This window comes from Agromyces sp. Marseille-P2726 (genome assembly GCF_902809835.1).
Lineage (GTDB): Bacteria > Actinomycetota > Actinomycetes > Actinomycetales > Microbacteriaceae > Agromyces.
In genome coordinates, this window is the sequence record NZ_CADDWM010000011.1 from 291507 (window position 1) to 311347 (window position 19841).

Below are 19841 nucleotides of genomic sequence, written 5' to 3' on the forward strand. Positions count from 1 at the left end.
AGTTCGGCATCCGTCGATCGAAGCCACTGCATCCAGCCACTGCATCGACGCAGAGAATGAGGAGGCCACATGTTCACCGGAGCACGCTCCCGGTTCGTGGAGTTGAACGACCGAGGCGGCCAGGCGATCGGCGCCTGGGTGACCTCGGCCGACTCGTCGACCACGGCGATCTTCGGCGAGGTCGGATACGACTTCGTCATCATCGACGGCGAGCACGGCGCACTCGGAGTCCGCGACATCCTCCTCCACATCAGGGCCGCCCAAGCGACCGGCACCGTCGCCATCGTGCGCGTGCTCAAGGGCGACCCCACGCAGATCCAGCAGGTCGTCGATCTCGGGGCGGATGGCGTGCTGGTGCCCAAGGTGGAGACAGCGGAGCAGGCCGCCGCGTGCTACGCAGCGACGCAGTACCGAGCGGGCGGCCGCGGGTTCTGCCCGATGGTTCCCGCCGCAGGGTGGACCGGTGAGAACTGGAGCGAGCACGCCAGTCGATCGAACCGAGAGGTCATCTTCATTCCACTGATCGAGACGGTGGCCGGCGTCGAGAACTTCGAGTCGATCGCGAATGTCGACGGCGTCGACTTCGCCTTCTTCGGCCTCGGCGACCTCGCTCAAGACATGGGAACCGACATGTATGCCGGCCGCGAGCAACTGCTGACGATCTGGGAGGACTGCCGAGACAAGGCCGAACGACTCGCACTTCGACTCGGCGCTCCGGGCGGGGTCGGCTTCGACGGCACCTCGTTCATGACGATCGGCGGCGACCTGAACTACGTCCGGGCGACCGGGGCCGAACGGCTCGCGAAGTTCCGAGACGCGGTACCGGCACGGTCATGACCGAGGTCGACCACCCGCTCACGAAGTTCGGTGCCACGACCTCGCTCGAGGTCGGCGTGGGCCACATGCTGGTGAACATCGCGGACCCGCTGCCGGGCCACGAGAACGAGTACAACCGCTGGTACGAGGACGACCACTTCTTCTCCGCCGCGATGATGGCGCCGTTCGTGTTCGCCGGCCGCCGCTGGGTCGCTTCCCCTGACCTCCTAGGCCTCCAGTACTGCCGTGCCGGGGGGGAGTTCGATGCTGCGAACAGCGGCCGTCATGCGGCGACGTACTGGATCGCACCCGGGCACCTGAACGATTACTTCGCATGGTCGGCCGGCACGGGCCCGCAACTCGACGCCCAGGGTCGCAACTTCACCGAGCGTCGACTCGCCTTCGTCTCGTTCGCCGACCACGTCGGCAGCGTGTACCGCGACGAGCGGGTGCCTCGAGACATGTTCGCCCTCATGGATCCCCCCGGCGGCATGGTCGTCCAGCTCCTCGATGTTCCGGACGCCGCGTCTCGGGATGCCGCGGCAGCGCGGCTTCTGGATGAAGCCCTCCCGCGACGCCTCGCCATCGAGGGCGCGAGTGCGCACAGCGTGCTCGTCTTCCGCGGCGCTGCCGACACGTCGGCGATGCGTCCGGCTCTCCGAGACCTCCAGCGAAGGTCTGATAATGACGGGCGCCGTCTGCTGCTCCTGTGGTTCCTCGATGGCGATCCGCGCGACGCATGGGAGCGGGAGTTCGTTGAGCTCCCGCGGTTCATCTCCGACGCGGGACACGGATTCGTGGAGTGGGTCGCCCCGTACGTGCCGGCGCGGATGGGCGTCCATGACGACGTCGATCCTGCATCCTGACGGCGGCATCCAACGTCGTATTATTATAACAATTGACAGTCTTGTACTGTACCCGTAGCGTGTCTGCAGGCTCGCCCTGCGCTCGCCACGACCAGTCGTTCACCGACGAACCGCATCAGGAAGGCGCCGAAGATGACGCTCATCGACACACCCGCGATCGCCACCGGCGCCGATTTCGTGGAGCGGGCGAAGTCGATCGCCCACATCATCGAAGCCGAGGCCGAAACGAGCGAGCGTGAGACCGACGTCACCGACATCGCGGCCGAAGCCATGAAGGAGCAGGGCCTCTTCTGGATGTTCGTCCCCCGCCACTACGGCGGCGGACAGGTCGATATCGTCACCGGCCTCGAGGTCATCGAGGAGGTGTCGCGCGCCGACGGCTCCACCGGCTGGGTACTGATGGCCACTTCGATCGGCACGCGCAACAGCGCGTTCTTCCTTCCGAAGGAGGGCGCCGACGACCTGTTCGCCGGTCCCACGAAGGCGATCACTGCCGGGTACGCTGCGCCGCTCGGCACCGCCGTCGAGGTCGAAGGCGGTGTGTTCGGGGGTGCCAAGCGCCTCCAGTTCGCGAGCGGCTCGAAGTTCACCACGCACCTGGCGTGCACCATGCGCGTCCTCAACGAGGACGGCACACCCAAGATGCTCGATGAGAAGACGCCAGACATCCGCGCGTACATCGCCCCGAAGGACGAGATCGAGATGCTCGGCAACTGGGACGTCATGGGTCTGGTCGGAACCGGCAGTTACGACTATGCGCTACCCGAGCGGTTCCTGCCCGAGAAGTACACGCTGCGGTCGAACTTCTGGACCGACCCCGCGCTGCCGGTCGTCGGATCGGAGCTGAACCGGGGGACGATCGGTTTCGCCGGACACATCGGCGTCGTCCTCGGTCTCATGAAGCGCGCACTCGAAGAGGTCGCGAACATCGTCCCGGGCAAGAAGCGCCAGGGGTACGACACGACGGTCGACAAGAATCAGGTCTTCCTCAAGGACTTCGCGACCGCGGATGCCAAGTACCAGGCGGTGCGCAGCTACGCGCTCGCGGTGCTGGCCGAGGCCGAGGAATCCGCGCACAGCCTGGGCGAGGTCTCGGGCGAGCTGACGTCCCGCGTCAAGCAGGTCACCACGTGGGTGCACGAGGTGGGCACCGAGGTCGTGAACTTCGCCGCCCTCTGGGGCGCTTCGCAGACCATCCGGAACCCGAGCGCCCTGGGCCGGGTCCTGCGTGACATGTCCGTGGCGCGCAACCACCTCGCAGCCGACCCGATCGGCCTGATCCAGTCGGCCGGGCCGATCCTGACGTCGTGGCAGCGCGCCCAGTAACGCGGAGAAGGGGAGACGTACGTGGCAAGCGCAGAGGCACAGAAACTGAAGGATCTCTACCAGAGCTGGAATGAGCGGCGGGCGGCCAACCAGAACGAGCCGATCGCCTTCCTCCGGAGCCTGTTCCAGGAATGGGAGCAGGTGAGCACCGAGGTTCCCGGTGTCTGGTATGAGAGCATCGATGGTCCCGTCACGGGAATCCGCGCGGTGCCAATCGGAGCCGATGAGGCTCGCGCCATCCTCTATGTCCACGGTGGCGGCTACATCGGCGGTAGCTCGGCCAGCCATCGCAAGTTCGCCGGACATCTGGCGCACGCGATCGGCGCTCCAGCGTTCGCGGTCGACTACCGGCTGGCACCCGAGCACAAGTACCCTGCCCAGCTCGACGACGTCCGCGCGGCGTTCGACTGGCTCGTCGCCGGCGGGGTGTCTCCGTCGCAGATCATCGTGGCCGGTGACTCCGCCGGCGGAGCGTTGGCGACGGCGCTCGCGCTGCTGCTTCGCGACGAGGGCGCGCCGGTTCCCGGCGCGGTCGTCGCGCTGTCGCCGTACTACGACAGCGAGGGCTTCGGCGACTCGTTCGAGTCGAACACCTCGTCCGACATCATGGCGGGAGCACGCGGGCGGGCGGGCATCCACGCCAACGTCTCGATGTTCATCGCCGACGAGAGCCAGCGCACGAGCCCGTACGTCACCGCCCTGCGCGCCGACGTCACCGGGCTGCCGCCGCACTTCCTCACAGTCGGCGAGGGCGAACTCCTCGTCGACGGCGTACTGAGGTTCGGCGACATGCTCCGAGAGGCCGGCATCGACGTCGTCGTGGAGGTGGTGCCCGACATGCAGCACGTCTTCCCCCTCATGGCGGGCAGGGCGCCCGAAGCCGACGCCAGCGTCCGCGCCATCGCGGAGTTCGTTCGCACCCACGTTCCCACGACCCGAAACGAGGCCGTCCATGCCCCTGCTTGACAACCCGTTCTCTCTCACCGGCCGCAGCGCGGTGGTCACCGGTGCCGGCAGCGGAATCGGCCGAGGGATCGCACTCGTACTCGCCAGTCAGGGGGCCAAGGTCTGGGTCGCAGACGTGAACTCGGCCGGGGCAGACGCGACTGTTGCCGACATCCGCGAACGCGGCTGGGATGCGGAGAGCGCGTCCCTCGACGTCACCGATGCTGATGCCGCTCACGCACTCGCCGACTCGGTCGCCGAGGCGCACGGTTCGCTCGACATCTGGGTGAACAACGCGGGCATCACGGCCGACGGACCACCCTCGACGGTTGACGATGACGAACTCCTCAGGATCTGGAAGGTCAATTTCCTCGGTGTGGTCCACGGGTCCCAGGCCGCAGCGCGACTCATGGCCGAGCAGGAGCGAAAGGGCGCGATCGTGAACATCACGACTGGCGGTGTCGACCGCGCAATGGTCACGGTCGCCGCCTACACCTCGTCGAAGGCTGCCGCACACCAGTACTCCCGCTCGCTCGCCCTTGAACTCGGCGCGACCGGCGTGCGCGTGAACACGGTGGCCGCCGGGTGGGTCGAGACGGGCATCACCCGCCGCCACTACGGCGAGGGCGTCGACCGCGAACGAGACCTTCAGGCGAAGCTCGAGCGTACGCCCCTCGGCTTCATCGGCGATGAGTTCGACCAGGGATACGCCGTGTTGTATCTCGTCTCGGATGCCGCGAGATTCGTGACCGGAGCGGTGCTTCGCCCCAACGGCGGTACCTCCATGCAGTGGTAGTGGAAGAAGGAACTGGAATGCGCACATTCACGGGATCAGCAGTTGTCACCGGTGCCGGCAGCGGCATTGGGCGATCGATCGCGCACGCGCTCGCGGGTCGCGGCCTGGGAGTCGTGGTGGCCGACGTCGAACTCGCCGCGGCGCAGGCCGTGAGCGATGAGATCACCGCAGCAGGCGGTCGCGCGATCGCGAACCAGGTCGACGTGCGCGACCTGGCTGCCATGGAGGCGATGGCCGATCGGGCGGAGTCGGAGTTCGGCCCAACGAGCGTGCTGGTCAACAACGCCGGTGTCACGCTGCGCCCCTTCCGCGCCTCGTGGGACACCAGCTACGAGGACTTCCGCTGGATGTTCGACATCAACTGGTGGGGCGTCGTCAACGGCCACATGGCATTCGTTCCACGTATGCTCGCCGGCTCCGGTGATCGGCAGATCGTGAACACCGCTTCGACAGCCGCGATCCATCCGTTCGCTGGGCACTCGTCGTATTCCGCGTCGAAGGCGGCGGTGGACGCATTCACCATCGCAGTGCGCGCCGAGCTCGAGGTCGCCACCGAAGGCTTCGGGGCGAGCGTCCTGTTCCCGGGGCCGATCAAGACGCGAATCACCTCCAGCGCCCGGCTCCGCCCTGCCGCTGAGGCTGACGCATCGACCTCGGTGAAGCCGTGGTCGGACTACGTGGACCCGACTCGGAGCCAGCTCGTCGAGACCGCCGACGTGAATGGCGACCTCCCCCATCGCGCCAACAACCCTGGAGAGGTGATCGACGCCGACGCGGTCGGTGGCATCGTCCTCGACGGCATCGATCGCAACCAGCCATACATCCTGACGCACCCGCCGCACGAGGACCGCATCACGGTGCGCCGCGACGAGCTCCTCGCCGCCGGACCGCGCTGAGGTGACGTCGGGCACTCCGGGCGCGCCTCTGGAGATCAACGGCGCCCGACTTCTGCTCCTCGCGGTCCTGACGGCGTTGGGAGGGCTGGCAACAGGGCTCTACCTGCCGGCATTCCCCGAGATGGCCGTCGAGTACGAAACGGATGCGGCGGGGGTCCATCTGACGTACTGGCTCTACCTGATCGGGTTCGGCGTGGGTCAGATCTTCTTCGGACCGGTGTCGGATCGCTTCGGGCGGCGGCGGCCCCTGATCATCGCGTCGTCGCTCTGTCTCGTCGCCTCCATCCTGGTGGCGCTCGCGCCGACGCTCGCCTTCATGGCGACCGCTCGGGTGTTCCAAGCACTCGGAGCGGCCGGCGGTGTGGTCATCGCGCGCGCGATCGTCTCCGACACCGCGATCGGGCTCGCCCTGGCGCGCAAGCTCAACCTCATGGTGAGCCTCTCGATGTTCGCCCCCGTGATCTCGCCGCTGCTCGGAAGCGTCGTCGTGAGTGTTCTTCCCTGGCACGTCACGCTGTGGATGATCGTGCCCGTCGCGGTGGTCGTCGTGGTCGGCGTGCTCGCACTCATCCCCGAAACTCATCCTCGAGCGCGCCGAACCGACCGCGTCGAGGTCGCCGACCTCGCCCGGGTCTTCCGGAGTCGGCGCTATACCGCCTTTCTCGTCGTTTCCGCGGCGGCGACGTGCGCCCTCCTCTCGTACACCGGCGCCGCGCCGTTCATCTACCAGACAGTGCTGGGCTTCTCCGCACTCGAGTTCGGCCTCTTCTACGCGATCAACTCGCTTGGCATGGTCGCCCTGACGTACCTGTCCGCCGTGCTCGCCCATCGCGGGGTTCACCCTGCCAAGACGCTGGGGGTCGGAGTCGGCGTACTCGCCGTCGCGGCGATGCCGGCGGCCGCGCTGCCATTGGTCGCGCTGCCCATCATCCTCTTCGTCGCCAGCGCGAACCACGGACTGATCACCGGCAACGCGGCCGCGCTCGCATTGTCTGAAGTGCGTCACATTGCGGGGTCGGGTTCGGCGTCCCTCGGTGGCGCGCAGTTCATCGCGGGTGGAATCGGCGCATCGGTCGTCGGCATCGACGGGGCGGGGTCGGCAACGCCCTACTTCGTCGTGCTCGCTGCCTCCGCGGCGATCGCGCTCACCGCGTATCTCATCGGCCTCGCACGCCGGGGCGACGCCGGCCTGAGCTGAGCACCGCAGTCGGCTGCGCAATCACCCCTTCAGCGACCCTTCCACAGCGGTCGCCTGCGATCGGCGACTGCCGACCTCGCCTCCTGGAAGTCTTCCGTCGTGGAGAAGGACTCCGTGAGCGGGTAGCGCGCGGTGAGCGCGTCATCCAGACGCAGCTGCGAGCCGACTCGGATCGCCTCGAGCACTGCGCGCAGCGCCACCGGCGATGCGCCGATGATCGGATCAAGCCATCGGCGGGTCGCCGCATCGATCAGCGAGATGGGTGCGATCTCATTGACCAGGCCGAACCGCAAAGCGTCCTCGGCGCTCAGGCGGGCACCGGTCAGGATCATCGCGGTGGCGACTCGCTGGGGCAGTTGTCGAAGTAGGCGGTGCATCACGCCGGGGCCGCCGACCAATCCGATGGTCGCCTCGGGCACCGAGAACCACGCCGTGTCCGATGCGACGATGATGTCGGAGCAGAGGGCGAGTTCGACGCCGATCCCGACCGCGGGGCCGGTCACCTGTGCGATCAGCGGTGTGCGGAGATCCCGTCGGGGCCCGTCGATCCCGGTGAGGCCACCGCCGCGACCGACGCCCCAGACCCGACCCTCCGCGACTTCATGCACATCGCCGCCAGCGCAGAACCAGTCGGGCGAGGACGATCGGAGCACGATCGCGTGGACGGAATCGTCGGAGTCCGCCCGCGCGAAGGCCTCGCCGAGCGCTACGTCCATCTCGGTGGACAGGGCGTTCCGCGATGCCGGTCGATCGAGCGTCACATACGCGACGGAACCATCGATCTCGAGGCGCACATCACCCCGATCGGCGGACATGTCCGAACCGACGCCGGTCACCACGCCACGACTACCCGGTCCACGTCAACGGATCGGTTGGAGCGCCTTCGCGGCGCGCTGCGGATCGGCGTACAGCCGAAGGCGACTGATCTGCGACCCCTCGATCGTGAACACGCCGACGTAGTCCTGCTCGTAGAGCGCACCGGTCTCGCCGATGATGCTGCGGCCCGAGAACTCGAGGATCACGCGGTCCGCACTCGAGTCGGTCGTGACGGTGTGGATCGTGAACTCGAGGTCGCGGCGGTTGGAGATCATCTTCCGGTAGTCGTCGGCGATCGCCTTGGCTCCCACGAACTCGGCGGGACTCACCGGCGAGTGGAACGGAAGTTCGTTGATCGCATCCGTCGTGAACAGCGCTTCGAAGGCGTCGAAGTCACCGGCCTCGAGGGTGCGATGGAACCCCAGCGCCACCTCGACCCGGGGTTCCGCCGAACTCGGCGCGCCGACTACCACGTGACCGGGAGGTCGTAGACGCCGAATACGAACCCGTCGCGCTGGAAGCCGATGTCGCTCTCGGAGCCGGCCAGCCGCAGGGTGGGGATGCGGCGCAGGATCGTCTCGAACACGATCTCGAGCTCCGCGCGCGCGAGGTTCTGGCCCAGGCACGAGTGGATGCCGCCGCCGAGGGCGAGGTGCTTGCTGTTGTCTCGGTCGATGTCGAAGACGTCGGGGTTGTCCCAATCCCGCGGGTCGCGGTGCGAGGGAGACATCAACGGAATGATGCCGGCGCCAGCCGGCACCTTCACGCCCCCAAGATCCATCTCCTGCGTGGTGATGCGTGCCACCGAGCCGTCGTTGATGGCCTGCAGGCGAAGCATTTCGGTGATCGCGTCGGGGATCCGGTCAGGGTTCGCACGCAGGAAGTCCGCCAGCTGGGGATCCCGGAACAGCTGCAGGAACCCGAGTGAGATCGTGTGCGCGGTGGTCTCATGGCCACCGACGATCAGCACATAGGTGTGCGCGATCGCCTGCTCACGGGTGATCTCCCCCGCCTGCAGCTTGTCGGTCAGCACCTGCAGCACGCCGCCGCCGGGGCTCTCGATCGACTCGTCGACCAGGCGCCCGGCGATCTCGAAGAGCTCCTTCGTGGCGGCGGCGAAGTCCTCTGCCGACGAACTCGCGCGGGTGATCACGGTCGCGAGTCGCTCGAAGTCATCGTGGTACGCGTAGTCGATGCCGAGCGTGCGACAGATCACCGTCGAAGGGATGACGAGGCTGAACTCCTTGTGGAAATTGACCGGCTTCTCGAACGTCATCAGCCGATCGATCGCGTCGTCGACGATCTGCTGGATGTCGTCGCGCTGTTCGTTGATCTTCTTCATCGTGAACCACGGGGCCAGCATCTTGCGGAACTTGCCGTGGAGCGGGGGGTCCATGTGGTTCATGATCAGGTCATTGCGGCGGAAGCTCATGCCGCGACGAACCTGCGGGAACTCCTCCTGACTGGGATCACGCGACACGGTCGGGTCCTCGAAGACCTGACGGGCCTCCTTCTGCCGCGTCACCACCCACGCCGTCTTGCCGTTCTGGAGCGTCACCAGCTTCGCTGGCGTCTCCTCCCGCCACTCGACATACACCGGCGGCGGCGCCAGCGGGTCATCGCGCAGTTGGGGAAATGCCGGAGGAGCTTCGGTCGACTGGTCACTCACGATGGTCATTGCGTCACCTTCATCATTGAACGATGCCGAGGGAAGGGCGCTCGCCCCTGCCCGACATTAGCGTGTAATCATTACAATTACACACTTTCCGGCTGAGGCAAAGCGGCGAGCGCCCGCCCGTATGGATCAGTTACCGAGTTCCGCGAGGAACTTTTCGAACTGCTCGGCGTACGTGTCCCAGTCGATGTCGTCGCCTCCGGCCGAGTAGACCTCGATGAGCTGATCGACGCTGGCGGTCGCTGGGTCGACCGCGTCGATCTTCAGCTCGGACTCGACGAAGTCCACCCACTCCGTCACATAGGCCTCGTACTGGTCCTTGATCCCTTCGGGGTCGTCGATACCCGAGGTCGGCGATGCGAGCAGTTCCTTCAACATGCCCCCACGCTGTTCGTGGATCACCGCGTTCAGCTCCTCCGTCGGAGTGAAGGTGTGATTCGCGGCCTGCCCAGCCTCGATGGCGGCCTGGTATACCCGGAAGGTGTCGCGCATGAACGCCGCGTGCGCGACACCTGCCGACTCGCGCATGATCTGCTGCACTTCGGCCGGAAGCGCGTCCCAGCTGTCCTTGTTGAAGCCGATCTGGGCACCCGAACTCGCTCCACCGTCGACGAGGCCTGTGGCCGTCGTCACTTCGGTGACCCCGAGCGTCGCCACGTTGTCAGCCGCGAGATAAGCGCAGTCGATCACGCCGCGCTGCAGGGCCTCGTAGAGCTCGGGCGTGGGAAGGAAGACATTCGTCATGCCGAGCGCCTCGACCTCGGATACCCACGGCTCCCCTCCGGTACGAATGGTCTTGCCCGTCGCGTCTTCGGGCGTGGCAACGGGCTCGGCGCAAACCATGATGAACGGGCTGCTGTACATGTAGAGCAGTGGCTCGATGTTCTGCGACCTGATCTCCTCGAGGATCGGTTCCGACGTCATGTACGCGCCGACGGAGGCCGGGTAGCCGGCAAGGTTCGCCATGGGGTAGCCGAGGTTGGTCATGGGGACAGTCAGCTGGTTCAGCCAGTTGGCCAGCGGAAGCTCATTCGGCTGGTTCGAAGCGGCGAAGAAGCCGACATCCGCGAGCCCGGAGGCCAGGCCCGAGAACGATTCAGCACCGGGAATGAGCGAGGCGTTGTGATAAAGCTCGAACGTCACCTTTCCGTCGGTGCGCTTCTCCACTTCCTCGGTCCACGTCGCCAGCAGCGTCCCAGGCGTCCCCGTCTCGGGGAACGGTACCGAGGCGCGGAGCGTGATCGGGTCCATCTCGGCGATCACGTCGCCGGCGGAATCCGCGTCGACGGGCGCGGCGCTCCCGCCCGAGGCGCAGCTCGACATCAGCACCGCCGCGCAGATCATCCCCAGTGCGAAACCAGCCCTGCGTATGCCTCTCATTTGCCAACTCCTTCGTTGGGTAGGGGTTCTTGTGCAACGTATTACAGACTGCAATTCCTACAAGGAATGCAAGGAAACCGCAATAGACTCCAGTGCATGATTCGTCATTGCTCACTCTGGAAGTTCACCGATGACGCGCCGACCGGTCTCGTCGATGAGGCCACGGACGCCTTCTACGCCGCAGCGGGCGAGATTCCGTCGATTCGTGCATGCCAAGTGGGCGGGAACATGGGGTACTTGGAGTCGAACTACGACTTCGCACTCACGATCGACTTCGATGACCTCGACGGATATCGCGAATACGTCGCGCATGATCGCCACATGCAGCTGTTCAAGAAGTACCTCGAGCCGTATCTCGACAGGCGCTCTGCGGTCCAGTTCGAGCTGCGGGATTGACCGATGCTTCAGCGGCGCCGTTTCTTCGTGCGGCGCCGCTGAAGCGAGTCGTTACGCCGGCTGCGTCACGTGCCGGTACAACGCGAACGTGTTGTTGAGGAATCCGCCGTCGACAACGATGTTCTGCCCGGTGACGTAGCCCGCGTCATCCGACGCCAGGAAGCTCACGACGCTGGCCATGTCGGCTGGTCCCGCGAGGCGGCCGAGCGGAATGAAGGGAGCCTCCTGCGGCGCCTCACCCTCCTTGATGGCGCGGTTCGTGCCCTCGGTCTGGACGCTGCCCGGTGCGACGCCGTTGACACGGATGCCGTCGGGCGCGAACTCCACCGCCGCCTGCTGGATGAGCATCGCGGCGGCCGCCTTGGATGCCGCATAGGAGCCGACACCGATTGCGGGAGCGAGCGCGGACATCGAGGTGATGTTCACGATCGCACCCTTGCCGTCTGCCGCAAGGTGCGGGTGGAACGCCTGCATGCAGAGCAGGTTGCCGCGCACGTTGACTGCGAAGACACGGTCGAACTCTTCGACCGAGATGTCGACGAGTGGCGACCACGGGTAGATGCCGGCGCTGTTGACGAGCACGCTGAGCTCGGGCACCAGTGCCGCTGCATCCCTCACCGACTGCGGATTGCTGACATCGAGCACGAGTGGTGTTCCGCCCAGCTTCTCCGCTGCGGCCCCGGCGAGCTCCTGGTTGTAGTCGGTCACATAGACGTGAAAACCGTCCTCGGTCAGCCGCTTCGCGATGCCGAAGCCGATTCCCTGCCCTGCGCCGGTGACGAGTGCATAGCGTGTCATGAAGCATCTCCCTTGTTGCGTTCAGTTTTTATCATTTATAGGATAAAACGGATGTCGCGCCAACAGGTACGCGCGATCCATCGGCACCAGCAGCGACACGACGAAGTGGAGACTGGATCTTGGTCACCGAAACCCGCACGAATGGCGTGTACCGCGCGTTGGTCACCGGCGCGAGTGTCGGAGGCATCGGCTCGGCGATCGCCGAGAAGCTCATCGGCTCCGCGCTGACCCGAGGACTCGAGCCGCACCTCACGATCACGGCGACGAAGCCCACCGACGAGCTCGAGGAGTTCGCCGAATCGCAGCGCGATCGAGGTGCTCGGGTCCTGATTCTCACCGGCGACCTGGAGTCGACCACGTTTCCCGTCGAGGTCGCCGAGCAGGCCATCGAGTTCGGCGGCGGCCTCGACACACTCGTCTCGAACGCCGGCCACACTCGCCTCGGACGCCTGGTTGACCAGACGACCATCGAGGAGTGGGACTCCGTGATGAACGTGCACACGCGCGCGGCGTGGCTCCTCGCCTCGACGGCGTACGCCGCATTGCGCGAGTCGCGCGGATCGTTCATCGCGACCACGTCGACGAGTGGTACGAGCCCGCATCCCGGTCTCGGCGCCTACTCCCCCGCGAAGGCCGCGCTCATCCGGCTCGTCGAGACCCTGGCGCTCGAATGGGGTCCAGTAGGGATCCGGGCGAACGCGGTCGCGCCGGGCCCGATCGTGACCCCGATCAGCCAGAAGTCGCGGCCGGGCGTCAGCGAGGACGAGCTCCGCGAGATGCTCGCGGCTCGCGCCGAGGCCATGCCCCTCGGCGTGCTCGGTGAGCCGGCGGACATCGCCGAGGCCGTCGCGTTTCTCGCGAGCCCGGCAGCGAAGTTCATCACCGGGCAGAACCTCGCCGTCGACGGCGGACTCTCGCTCACCGCGAACCTGAGGGTGCCGATGCGGCACCAGCTCACGGTGCAGTGACGCACGTTCGCGCTCATACCACTCGACCGAATCACCACGAATGCAGAGGATGACGATGACAGATATTGCTGTACGCACCGAGACCGAGATCGAATCGATCCGCCAGCTCAAGGCCCGGTACTTCCGCACGCTCGACACGAAGGACTGGGACGGGTTCAAGGCCGTGTTCACCGAGGATGCCGCGATCGGCCCGATCGACAACGGGTTTACTCCCGAACTGCTCGCGCTGCGTTCGCCTGACGAGCAGAAGCCGGTCGCGGCATCCGGGATCGACGCCTTCGTGGAGCGCGTCGCAACGAACATCGGACCGCTGATCTCGACGCACCACGGCCACCAGCCCGAGATCGAGGTCACCGGCGACGACGAGGCATCCGGCATCTGGGCCATGGAGGACGTGCTCGTCTGGCCTGCCGACGGCTATCGTCTGCGCGGAACCGGCCACTACTGGGAGACGTACCGCAAGGTCGACGGCGAGTGGAGGATCGCGTCGATGAAGCTCACGCGGCTCTACGTGTTCGTCGAGCGCATCGAGCCGACCGCCTGATGCCGAGATCCGGCCGAGCGCCGCATCAACCACGAATCAACCCAGCAACACGAAGCAACGACGAAGGAGTCCACGTGTCTGATCACACCGCGTTCACGGAGAAGTACGGCCCTTGGGCGGTGGTCGTGGGCGGGTCCGAGGGCATCGGCTCCGCGTTCGCCAACGAGCTCGCCCACCGCGGAATCAACTCCGTCCTGGTCGCCCGGACGCAGTCGACGCTCGATGAGGCGGCGGACGAGATCCGGGCGGCGAACCCCGGGGTGGAGGTGCGCACCGTCGCCGTCGACCTGTCGACGCCCGAGGGGGCCGAGCGAGTCACGTGGGCGACCGACGATCTCGAGGTGGGAACGCTCGTCTACAACGTGGGTTCGGAACCCAAGTACGGCGAGTTCATCGACCACGACTGGGAGATGCTCGCCGGTCGGCTGCAGCGCAACTTCGTGTCGAAGGCGCGTCTCGTCCACCACTATGCGGGGCGGATGGCACCGCGAGGGCGCGGTGCGCTCGTCCTGATGGGGTCGGTCGCCGGCTTCGGCGGCTCCCCCGGCTTCGCGCTCTATGCCGCGAGCAAGGCGTTCAGCCACACGCTCGGTGAGGGGCTGTGGTTCGAACTCGCCAAGCACGGCGTCGACGTGCTCACCCCCGTGGTCGGCCAGACCAACACGCCGACGATGGTCAAGGCCTACGGTCGGGTCGACGGAGCGGCCGACCCCGCCGACATCGCCCGTGAGGCGCTCGATCAGGTGGGCAACGGCCCGATCTGGATCGAGGGCAAGGTGCAGCAGTTGGTCGGCGACCGCATCGGCTCCGATCCCGCCGAACGAGTCAGGACCATCGGCGAGCGCGCCGCCCGCCTCGCCGCCGGCAACCCGGTCGGGGTGAGTTGATCATGGTCTACGACGTCACCGCCGAAGAACGGAACCAGATCAGCCAGGGCCTGTACGCCTACTGCCGCGGCCTCGACCGGTTCGATCGTGGGCTGGCGCTCTCTCCGTTCGCGGACGACGCGCGCCTCGTGTACAGCGGTATCTTCGAGGGCTCGCCTGCCGAGTTCATGGACTGGATCTGGCCGATCCACGCCCGCATGCTCGTGCACGTGCACCGAGTCGTGAACATCTTCATCGAGCGCAATCCGGCGGGAGACCTGGTCAGCGAGTCCTATGTCCAGGTGCTGCTCCGCACGACGGCCGACGATGGCACGATCTCCGACAATATCGGGAATGGGCGATACATCGACCGCTGGGCCGACCAGGACGGGCGGCTCGTCATCGTCGAACGCGACTACGTCCGCGACGCGACTCGCGCGTACCCGCACGAGCAGAAGGACCTCTCGGCCGTGCGCCCCGAATCGAGCGGTGCCGCGCTCGCCTGGGCTCGTGATGAGTCGGATGCCTCGTACCGGCTGCTGAGGGCATGAGCATGGCGCACAGTTCCGTCAGCGCCGAGGAGCGCAACCGGATCGAGCAGGCGCACGCCGCGTACTGTCGTGGACTCGACCGGTTCGACCGTGAGGTCGCCCTGTCAGCCTTCACCTCCGATGCGGTGCTCAACTACAGCGGGATCTACGTCGGCGACGCGCCGGGCTTCATGGACTGGGTCTGGCCCTTCCACGAGCAGCTCGAGTTGAACGTGCATCGGGTCGCGAACGTGTTCATCCAGCGCAATCCGTCTGGAGATCTGGTCAGCGAGGCGTACGTCACGTCGCTGCTGCGACGCAGCGAGGGCGACGTGTTCATCGATCGGGTCGGGTACGGGCGATACATCGACCGCTGGGCCGAGACCGGCGACGGCAGGCTGGCGATCATCGAGCGCGAGTACGTGAACGATCTCGTCACCGAGATGCGGAACCCGGCACACGCCTCCCGTGCGGTCGCCGCGGTCGACGGCGTGCCCACCTTCCAAGCGGCCCGAAGCCGCGATGACGCGTCATACCGGCTCTTCACGGGTACAGGTCTCCTCCAGCCCACGTCATCCGGGGCGGGCTGACCGCCGTGGACGTGGGATTCGTCGGCATGGGCAGCATGGGTGCGCCCATGGTGGAACGGATGGTGGCCGCGGGACACTCGGTGCGCGTGTACGCGCGACGTGAGGAATCGCGGTCGGCAGCGAAGGCCATGGGTGCCACGCCGGTGGCATCCGCGGTCGAGGCCGCCGAGTTCGCCGACGTGATGACGGTGTGCGTGTACACGACCGAGCAGGTGCGCGAGCTCTGCCTCGGGCCCGGCGGGGTGATCGCCGCGATGAAGCCTGGCAGCGTCCTCCTCATCCACACGACGTGTCCGCCGGACACCATCACCGAACTGGTGAGCGCTGCCGGCGAGAGGGGCGTCTCCGTGGTCGATGCACCGCTGGACGGCAGACCGAAGGATGTCGCCGAGGGCGACGCCAGGGTGCTGATGGGAGCCGACGCTGAGAGCCGATCGCGCATCGCACCGGTGGTCGGGAGTTATGCCGGCTCGATCATCCATGTCGGTGAGGTGGGGGCGGGCCAACGCACGAAGACCCTCAACGTCCTGCTGACGGCGGCTCAGGTCGGACTGATCGCGGATGCGGCTCGGCTCGCGGCACAACTGGGCTTGGATCCCGCAGCAGCGCTCCACGCGATCAATCAGACGGGCGTGACCAGCCGACATCTCCAGTCCGCGTTGACGTTCGACGAGGATCCGACCGCCCACGCCGCGATGGTGCAACCGTTCGTGACGAAGGACATCCGCAACTACGGCGACTCCTTCGAGGGGCTCGATCTCGGGCTGCTCGGGCTCGTCGTGCGCGCGTACACCGCGGATGACGCAGACGGCGACCATCGCGAGCCCGAAGCGCACACCGAGAGAACAGGAGCATTCGCATGACCGACACGCAGCTACGCACGCGGACCGAAGAGATCGAAGCGATCAAGCAGCTCAAGGCGCGGTACTTCCGCGCCCTCGACACGAAAGACTGGGATGCGTTCCGTGACGTCTTCGTGGACGACCCGCAGATCGGCCCGATCGAGAACGGGTTCCCCGACTACCTCCTCGCGCTGCGGCCGCCCGAAGCACGAGGGACAGTCACCAACGAGACCGGCTTCGACGCCTTCATCGACCGCAACCGACGCTTCATCGGACCGCTCATCACGACCCACCACGGGCACCAGCCCGAGATCGAGCTCAACGGTGCCGACGAAGCAACGGGCATCTGGGCGATGGAGGACGTGCTCGTGTGGAGGAAGGAGGGCTACCGCCTCCGCGGAACCGGGCACTACTGGGAGACCTACCGCAAGGTCGACGACGAGTGGAAGATCGCATCGCTGAAGCTCACACGACTCTACGTGTACGTGGAGAATATCGAGGCTCTCGAATGAGTATCGGGCGCGGCATCCGGATCAGGATGCCGCGCCCGACCGCTCATCGCGAACTTCGGCGTCAGATCATGAGCTCCGCCGCATAGTACTCGAGCGAATCGACGACGGATGCCGCATCCCCGCCGGGCGCGCGCAGGACGAACCAGTCCACGCCCACCTCGGCGAGCGACGTGACGAAGTCTTGGTGCTCGGCGACCGAGTGCTCGCCGAACATCACTCGGGACTGCGGTGTCAACGCCTGGACCACGACTTCCGCATCATCACCGCGAAGGACCTTCGCGCGATCACGCACCTCGCGGATGTTCTCGCCAAGCGCGTCGACACCCGTGAGTGCGGCCGTGCCGATCAGCGGGGCGCGCTCGTCGGTGATGAACAGCGGGCTCCATCCCCCCGCGCGCGCTGCACGTTCCCTCGCGAGGCGGCCGTTCCCACCGATCCACAGCGGTGGCCCTCCGGGTTGAGCCGGGACCGGCTGGCTGACGATCTCCTCCGCGGTGAAGTTCGAGCCGGTGCGGGTGACGGGTCGGCCCGACCAGATCTCGGGCAGCACCGCGAGCGCTTCATCCAGCAGGGCGTTGCGTTCTTCGAACGGCACCCCGAGTGCGTCGAACTCGGCGCGGAGGTACCCGGCACCCACGACGGCGGTGACTCTGCCTCGCGACAGCAGGTCGATGGTCGAGAGCGCCTTTGCGACCATGAACGGTCGATGGTAGGGCAGCACGACCAGATAGGTCATGAGACGAACGCGCTCCGTGATGGCCGCGCAATACGCCAGCGAACCGAGCATGTCGAACGTGGGATGACCGGCCGTGCTGTCGAGCCAGGCCCGCGACGGCGCGGGGTGCTCGGTGAACGCGAGGGCATCGAAGCCGAGCCGGTCGACGGCCCGAGCGATCTTCTCCACGTCATCCGCCGTCGACACGGCGGTGAGGGGGAACTCGACGGTGTACTTCACCGCTGGCCCAGCGCCTCAGTCGACGCCGTGGCCGAGCCGTAGTTGGCCGCCCGGTAGAAGTTGAACAGCGCTGCCGTGTATCCGCCATCGACCGTGAGCGACTGGCCCGTGATATAGGCGGAGTCGGGGCCGACGAGGAACGAGACGGCCGAAGCGATGTCGGCGGGAGCCCCGGCGCGGCCGAGTGGGATGAGCGCCGAGTCGCGCGGCGACTCGCCATCCGCGAGTGCGTTCTGCATCCCTTCCGTCTGGATCGTGCCGGGGGCGACCGAATTCACTCGGATGCCGCGATCGGCGTACTCGAGGGCGGCAAGCTTCGTCACACCGTGCGCGGCCGCCTTCGACGCCGAGTAGGCACTGACGCCCGGAGAGGCGTGATCCTGCGACATCGAGGTGATGTTCACGATGGCTCCTCCACCGCCGGCTGCGAGGATCGGCGCGAACGCGTTGGTCGTCAGGATCGGACCCAGGACGTTGACGTGGAACAGCTTGTCGAAATCCTCGACGCTGATCTCGCTGAAGCCGAGCCACGGGTAGATGCCGGCGCTGTTCACGAGCGCATCCAGTTCAGGTACCTGCTCGGCGGCGGCGGCCACGGACTCCGAGTCGCTGACGTCGAGACGCAGCGCCGTGCCGCCGAGACGTGCGGCCGCCTCATCGGCGAGCTTGGCCGAGTAATCCGTCACGTAGACGTGGAATCCGTCTTCGGTGAGTCGCTTCGCGATCCCGTAGCCGATGCCCTGGCCGGCACCCGTGACCAGTGCGTACTTCGTCATGCTGATCTCCTTCGATCTTTCCGTGCCGCTACTTGCGGTCGGTCATGCGACGGCGCGCCGCTCTCGCATCGCGGCGATCTCGTCGCTGTCGTAGCCGAGGTTGCGCAGGATCGCGTCGGTGTCGGCGCCGTGGTCGGGCGCGGGATTCCACTGCGACGTGAGCTGCTTCCCGAATGAGAACGGCGAGCCCGGCAGGGGGATGCTCCCGAGTCGCGGGTGATCGTATTCGATGACGTATCCGTTCGCGCGAGCCTGTTCGTCGGCCAGGACCTGTTCGAAGTCCTGCACCGGTGCGAAGAGCAGGCCCTTCGACCGCAGGTGCGCGACCCACTCTGCCGCCGTGCGCTCCAGCATGAGCGGATCGATGGCCGCGTACAACGCCTCCTGCGAGGCACGGTCGTCGACGTTCCACGGAGTCTCGCCGAGTTGCGGGGCACCGATCGCCTCCGCGAAGGTCGGCCAGAGCGCCCGGCCGGGGTTCGTGCCCACGATCCAGTGATCGTCCTTGCAGCGATAGACGGACAGCAGCGGCGTCTTCTGGATCCGGTCGTACGTGACGATCGGCTTCGAATCGAGGGCGGCCTCCCAGAGCAACTGCGCCGACCACAGCAACGCTCCCGAGCCGTAGAGCGAGACGTGGACGTCCTGTCCATGCCCCCCGCTGCGCTCACGAGCGAGGAGCGCCGTCACCGCGGCCTGCGCTGCGTTCTGCGCCGTGAGTTGGTCGACGACGACGACGGGCAGGGGCTGCGGCACCTCGTGGCCGGTGACGTAGAACATGCCGGCGAGCGCTTGACCCAGGGTGTCGAAGGCCCCCTCCTCTGCGAGCGGGCCTTCGGATCCGAAGCCCGACACGTTGACATGCACGAGACGCGGGTTCACCGCAGCGAGCGAGTCGTAATTGATGCCGAGCTTGCGCTTCGCTCCCGGGCGAAGATTCGTGATGAAGACATCCGCCGTCTCAACCAGCGTCTGGAGGACCTTCTTGCCCTGCACCGACGTCAGGTCGAGCGCGATCGACCGCTTGTTGCGGTTCGATAGCTCGAACATGAGGCTCCACCCGGGCGTGTCGATGGCCTGGGACTTGAGCGTCAGGGTGCCGCCCTCACCGCGCTCGGGGTCGCCGTCGATGTTCTCCACCTTGATGACATTGGCTCCCAGATCGCCCAGGATCGCCGCTGCACCGGGCCCCGCATGCCAGACTCCGACCTCCACCACCGTGATCCCGTCCAGGGGCCGAGCAGGCAGCCCCGGGGGCGCAGCTTCTTCGGTCATCGTCGAACCTCCCGCAATGCGGACACTCATCAGTGAGGGAGTCGGGGCAGGCCCGGCTCATAATTATGTAAAGTA

The 19841-nt window shown here is 66.6% G+C and carries 23 protein-coding genes; 15 read left to right on the forward strand and 8 right to left on the reverse strand.

The genetic code is table 11. The annotated features are described in order from the left end of the window. Positions 1 to 69: 69 nt before the first annotated feature. The 7 genes from HUS56_RS05765 (at position 70) to HUS56_RS05795 (ending at position 6843) form a co-directional block, all read left to right on the forward strand. Complete coding sequence (locus tag HUS56_RS05765; RefSeq protein ID WP_173922423.1) at positions 70 to 837, forward strand: HpcH/HpaI aldolase/citrate lyase family protein; 768 nt, start codon at positions 70 to 72, stop codon at positions 835 to 837. Then, positions 834 to 1682 (forward strand): hypothetical protein, encoded by an 849-nt coding sequence (locus HUS56_RS05770; RefSeq protein WP_173922424.1) that lies wholly within the window; start codon positions 834 to 836, stop codon positions 1680 to 1682. The genes HUS56_RS05765 and HUS56_RS05770 overlap by 4 nt, the downstream gene beginning before the upstream one ends. A gap of 132 nt (positions 1683 to 1814) precedes the next feature. Then, entirely contained in the window at positions 1815 to 3008 is a 1194-nt protein-coding gene (locus HUS56_RS05775) for an acyl-CoA dehydrogenase family protein (protein WP_173922425.1), read from the forward strand. Positions 3009 to 3029: 21 nt separating this feature from the next. Next, positions 3030 to 3974 (forward strand): alpha/beta hydrolase, encoded by a 945-nt coding sequence (locus HUS56_RS05780; RefSeq protein ID WP_173922426.1) that lies wholly within the window; start codon positions 3030 to 3032, stop codon positions 3972 to 3974. Continuing rightward, a complete protein-coding gene (locus tag HUS56_RS05785; protein WP_173922427.1) occupies positions 3961 to 4749 on the forward strand; it encodes an SDR family NAD(P)-dependent oxidoreductase in 789 nt (262 codons plus the stop codon). Before HUS56_RS05780 ends, HUS56_RS05785 begins: the two co-directional genes overlap by 14 nt. A gap of 17 nt (positions 4750 to 4766) precedes the next feature. After that, positions 4767 to 5645, forward strand: a complete 879-nt coding sequence (locus tag HUS56_RS05790) for an SDR family NAD(P)-dependent oxidoreductase (protein WP_173922428.1) — start codon at positions 4767 to 4769, stop codon at positions 5643 to 5645. Position 5646: 1 nt separating this feature from the next. Further along, positions 5647 to 6843: a Bcr/CflA family efflux MFS transporter gene (locus HUS56_RS05795; protein WP_173922429.1), complete on the forward strand. Its 1197-nt coding sequence runs from the start codon at positions 5647 to 5649 to the stop codon at positions 6841 to 6843. A 29-nt stretch (positions 6844 to 6872) separates the two neighbouring features. On the opposite strand, the gene HUS56_RS05800 is transcribed toward HUS56_RS05795, so the two are convergent. From HUS56_RS05800 to dctP, 4 genes are all read right to left on the reverse strand, one after another. Next, a complete protein-coding gene (locus tag HUS56_RS05800; protein ID WP_173922430.1) occupies positions 6873 to 7658 on the reverse strand; it encodes an enoyl-CoA hydratase/isomerase family protein in 786 nt (261 codons plus the stop codon). Between the two features lie 45 nt (positions 7659 to 7703). Continuing rightward, positions 7704 to 8090: a nuclear transport factor 2 family protein gene (locus HUS56_RS05805; protein ID WP_173922431.1), complete on the reverse strand. Its 387-nt coding sequence runs from the start codon at positions 8088 to 8090 to the stop codon at positions 7704 to 7706. A gap of 35 nt (positions 8091 to 8125) precedes the next feature. Then, positions 8126 to 9337: a cytochrome P450 gene (locus tag HUS56_RS05810; protein WP_173922432.1), complete on the reverse strand. Its 1212-nt coding sequence runs from the start codon at positions 9335 to 9337 to the stop codon at positions 8126 to 8128. A 126-nt stretch (positions 9338 to 9463) separates the two neighbouring features. Continuing rightward, a complete protein-coding gene (gene dctP / locus HUS56_RS05815; RefSeq protein ID WP_173922433.1) occupies positions 9464 to 10714 on the reverse strand; it encodes a TRAP transporter substrate-binding protein DctP in 1251 nt (416 codons plus the stop codon). A 96-nt stretch (positions 10715 to 10810) separates the two neighbouring features. On the opposite strand from dctP, the gene HUS56_RS05820 reads away from it, so the two are divergent. Beyond that, the gene (locus HUS56_RS05820) at positions 10811 to 11110 is read left to right on the forward strand and encodes a Dabb family protein (RefSeq protein WP_173922434.1); all 300 of its coding nucleotides are present in this window, start codon (positions 10811 to 10813) and stop codon (positions 11108 to 11110) included. 51 nt (positions 11111 to 11161) lie between these two features. Here HUS56_RS05820 and HUS56_RS05825 read toward each other — a convergent pair whose 3' ends face one another. Next, a complete protein-coding gene (locus tag HUS56_RS05825) occupies positions 11162 to 11908 on the reverse strand; it encodes an SDR family NAD(P)-dependent oxidoreductase (protein ID WP_173922435.1) in 747 nt (248 codons plus the stop codon). Between the two features lie 119 nt (positions 11909 to 12027). Here HUS56_RS05825 and HUS56_RS05830 point away from each other — a divergent pair, with 119 nt between their 5' ends. The 7 genes from HUS56_RS05830 (at position 12028) to HUS56_RS05860 (ending at position 16760) form a co-directional block, all read left to right on the forward strand. Continuing rightward, complete coding sequence (locus tag HUS56_RS05830) at positions 12028 to 12876, forward strand: SDR family NAD(P)-dependent oxidoreductase (RefSeq protein ID WP_173922436.1); 849 nt, start codon at positions 12028 to 12030, stop codon at positions 12874 to 12876. Positions 12877 to 12931: 55 nt separating this feature from the next. Beyond that, complete coding sequence (locus HUS56_RS05835; RefSeq protein WP_173922437.1) at positions 12932 to 13420, forward strand: nuclear transport factor 2 family protein; 489 nt, start codon at positions 12932 to 12934, stop codon at positions 13418 to 13420. Between the two features lie 74 nt (positions 13421 to 13494). After that, a complete protein-coding gene (locus HUS56_RS05840; RefSeq protein ID WP_173922438.1) occupies positions 13495 to 14307 on the forward strand; it encodes an SDR family NAD(P)-dependent oxidoreductase in 813 nt (270 codons plus the stop codon). 2 nt (positions 14308 to 14309) lie between these two features. Next, positions 14310 to 14837, forward strand: a complete 528-nt coding sequence (locus HUS56_RS05845) for a nuclear transport factor 2 family protein (protein ID WP_173922439.1) — start codon at positions 14310 to 14312, stop codon at positions 14835 to 14837. A gap of 2 nt (positions 14838 to 14839) precedes the next feature. Beyond that, on the forward strand, positions 14840 to 15406 hold the full coding sequence (locus HUS56_RS05850; protein WP_173922440.1) for a nuclear transport factor 2 family protein: 567 nt from the start codon (positions 14840 to 14842) through the stop codon (positions 15404 to 15406). 11 nt (positions 15407 to 15417) lie between these two features. Continuing rightward, positions 15418 to 16269: an NAD(P)-dependent oxidoreductase gene (locus tag HUS56_RS05855; protein ID WP_256368784.1), complete on the forward strand. Its 852-nt coding sequence runs from the start codon at positions 15418 to 15420 to the stop codon at positions 16267 to 16269. After that, on the forward strand, positions 16266 to 16760 hold the full coding sequence (locus tag HUS56_RS05860; protein WP_173922442.1) for a nuclear transport factor 2 family protein: 495 nt from the start codon (positions 16266 to 16268) through the stop codon (positions 16758 to 16760). The genes HUS56_RS05855 and HUS56_RS05860 overlap by 4 nt, the downstream gene beginning before the upstream one ends. A gap of 61 nt (positions 16761 to 16821) precedes the next feature. Here HUS56_RS05860 and HUS56_RS05865 read toward each other — a convergent pair whose 3' ends face one another. The 3 genes from HUS56_RS05865 to HUS56_RS05875 are packed head-to-tail and all read right to left on the reverse strand — an operon-like array spanning position 16822 to position 19766. Next, a complete protein-coding gene (locus HUS56_RS05865) occupies positions 16822 to 17715 on the reverse strand; it encodes a TIGR03619 family F420-dependent LLM class oxidoreductase (protein ID WP_173922443.1) in 894 nt (297 codons plus the stop codon). Further along, positions 17712 to 18491, reverse strand: coding sequence for an SDR family NAD(P)-dependent oxidoreductase (locus HUS56_RS05870; RefSeq protein WP_173922444.1), 780 nt, complete (start codon positions 18489 to 18491; stop codon positions 17712 to 17714). The genes HUS56_RS05865 and HUS56_RS05870 overlap by 4 nt, the downstream gene beginning before the upstream one ends. A gap of 42 nt (positions 18492 to 18533) precedes the next feature. After that, complete coding sequence (locus HUS56_RS05875) at positions 18534 to 19766, reverse strand: CaiB/BaiF CoA-transferase family protein (RefSeq protein ID WP_173922445.1); 1233 nt, start codon at positions 19764 to 19766, stop codon at positions 18534 to 18536. Positions 19767 to 19841 lie beyond the last annotated feature (75 nt).

Coding starts and splice junctions, on each gene's coding strand:
- HUS56_RS05800 (WP_173922430.1), bottom strand. CDS start 7,658: ATGTCCGCCGATCGGGGTGATGTGCGCCTCGAGATCGATGGTTCCGTC.
- HUS56_RS05790 (WP_173922428.1), top strand. CDS start 4,767: ATGCGCACATTCACGGGATCAGCAGTTGTCACCGGTGCCGGCAGCGGC.
- HUS56_RS05850 (WP_173922440.1), top strand. CDS start 14,840: ATGGCGCACAGTTCCGTCAGCGCCGAGGAGCGCAACCGGATCGAGCAG.
- HUS56_RS05810 (WP_173922432.1), bottom strand. CDS start 9,337: ATGACCATCGTGAGTGACCAGTCGACCGAAGCTCCTCCGGCATTTCCC.
- HUS56_RS05845 (WP_173922439.1), top strand. CDS start 14,310: ATGGTCTACGACGTCACCGCCGAAGAACGGAACCAGATCAGCCAGGGC.
- HUS56_RS05765 (WP_173922423.1), top strand. CDS start 70: ATGTTCACCGGAGCACGCTCCCGGTTCGTGGAGTTGAACGACCGAGGC.
- HUS56_RS05770 (WP_173922424.1), top strand. CDS start 834: ATGACCGAGGTCGACCACCCGCTCACGAAGTTCGGTGCCACGACCTCG.
- HUS56_RS05875 (WP_173922445.1), bottom strand. CDS start 19,766: ATGACCGAAGAAGCTGCGCCCCCGGGGCTGCCTGCTCGGCCCCTGGAC.
- HUS56_RS05820 (WP_173922434.1), top strand. CDS start 10,811: ATGATTCGTCATTGCTCACTCTGGAAGTTCACCGATGACGCGCCGACC.
- HUS56_RS05870 (WP_173922444.1), bottom strand. CDS start 18,491: ATGACGAAGTACGCACTGGTCACGGGTGCCGGCCAGGGCATCGGCTAC.
- HUS56_RS05835 (WP_173922437.1), top strand. CDS start 12,932: ATGACAGATATTGCTGTACGCACCGAGACCGAGATCGAATCGATCCGC.
- HUS56_RS05785 (WP_173922427.1), top strand. CDS start 3,961: ATGCCCCTGCTTGACAACCCGTTCTCTCTCACCGGCCGCAGCGCGGTG.
- dctP (WP_173922433.1), bottom strand. CDS start 10,714: ATGAGAGGCATACGCAGGGCTGGTTTCGCACTGGGGATGATCTGCGCG.
- HUS56_RS05825 (WP_173922435.1), bottom strand. CDS start 11,908: ATGACACGCTATGCACTCGTCACCGGCGCAGGGCAGGGAATCGGCTTC.
- HUS56_RS05775 (WP_173922425.1), top strand. CDS start 1,815: ATGACGCTCATCGACACACCCGCGATCGCCACCGGCGCCGATTTCGTG.
- HUS56_RS05860 (WP_173922442.1), top strand. CDS start 16,266: ATGACCGACACGCAGCTACGCACGCGGACCGAAGAGATCGAAGCGATC.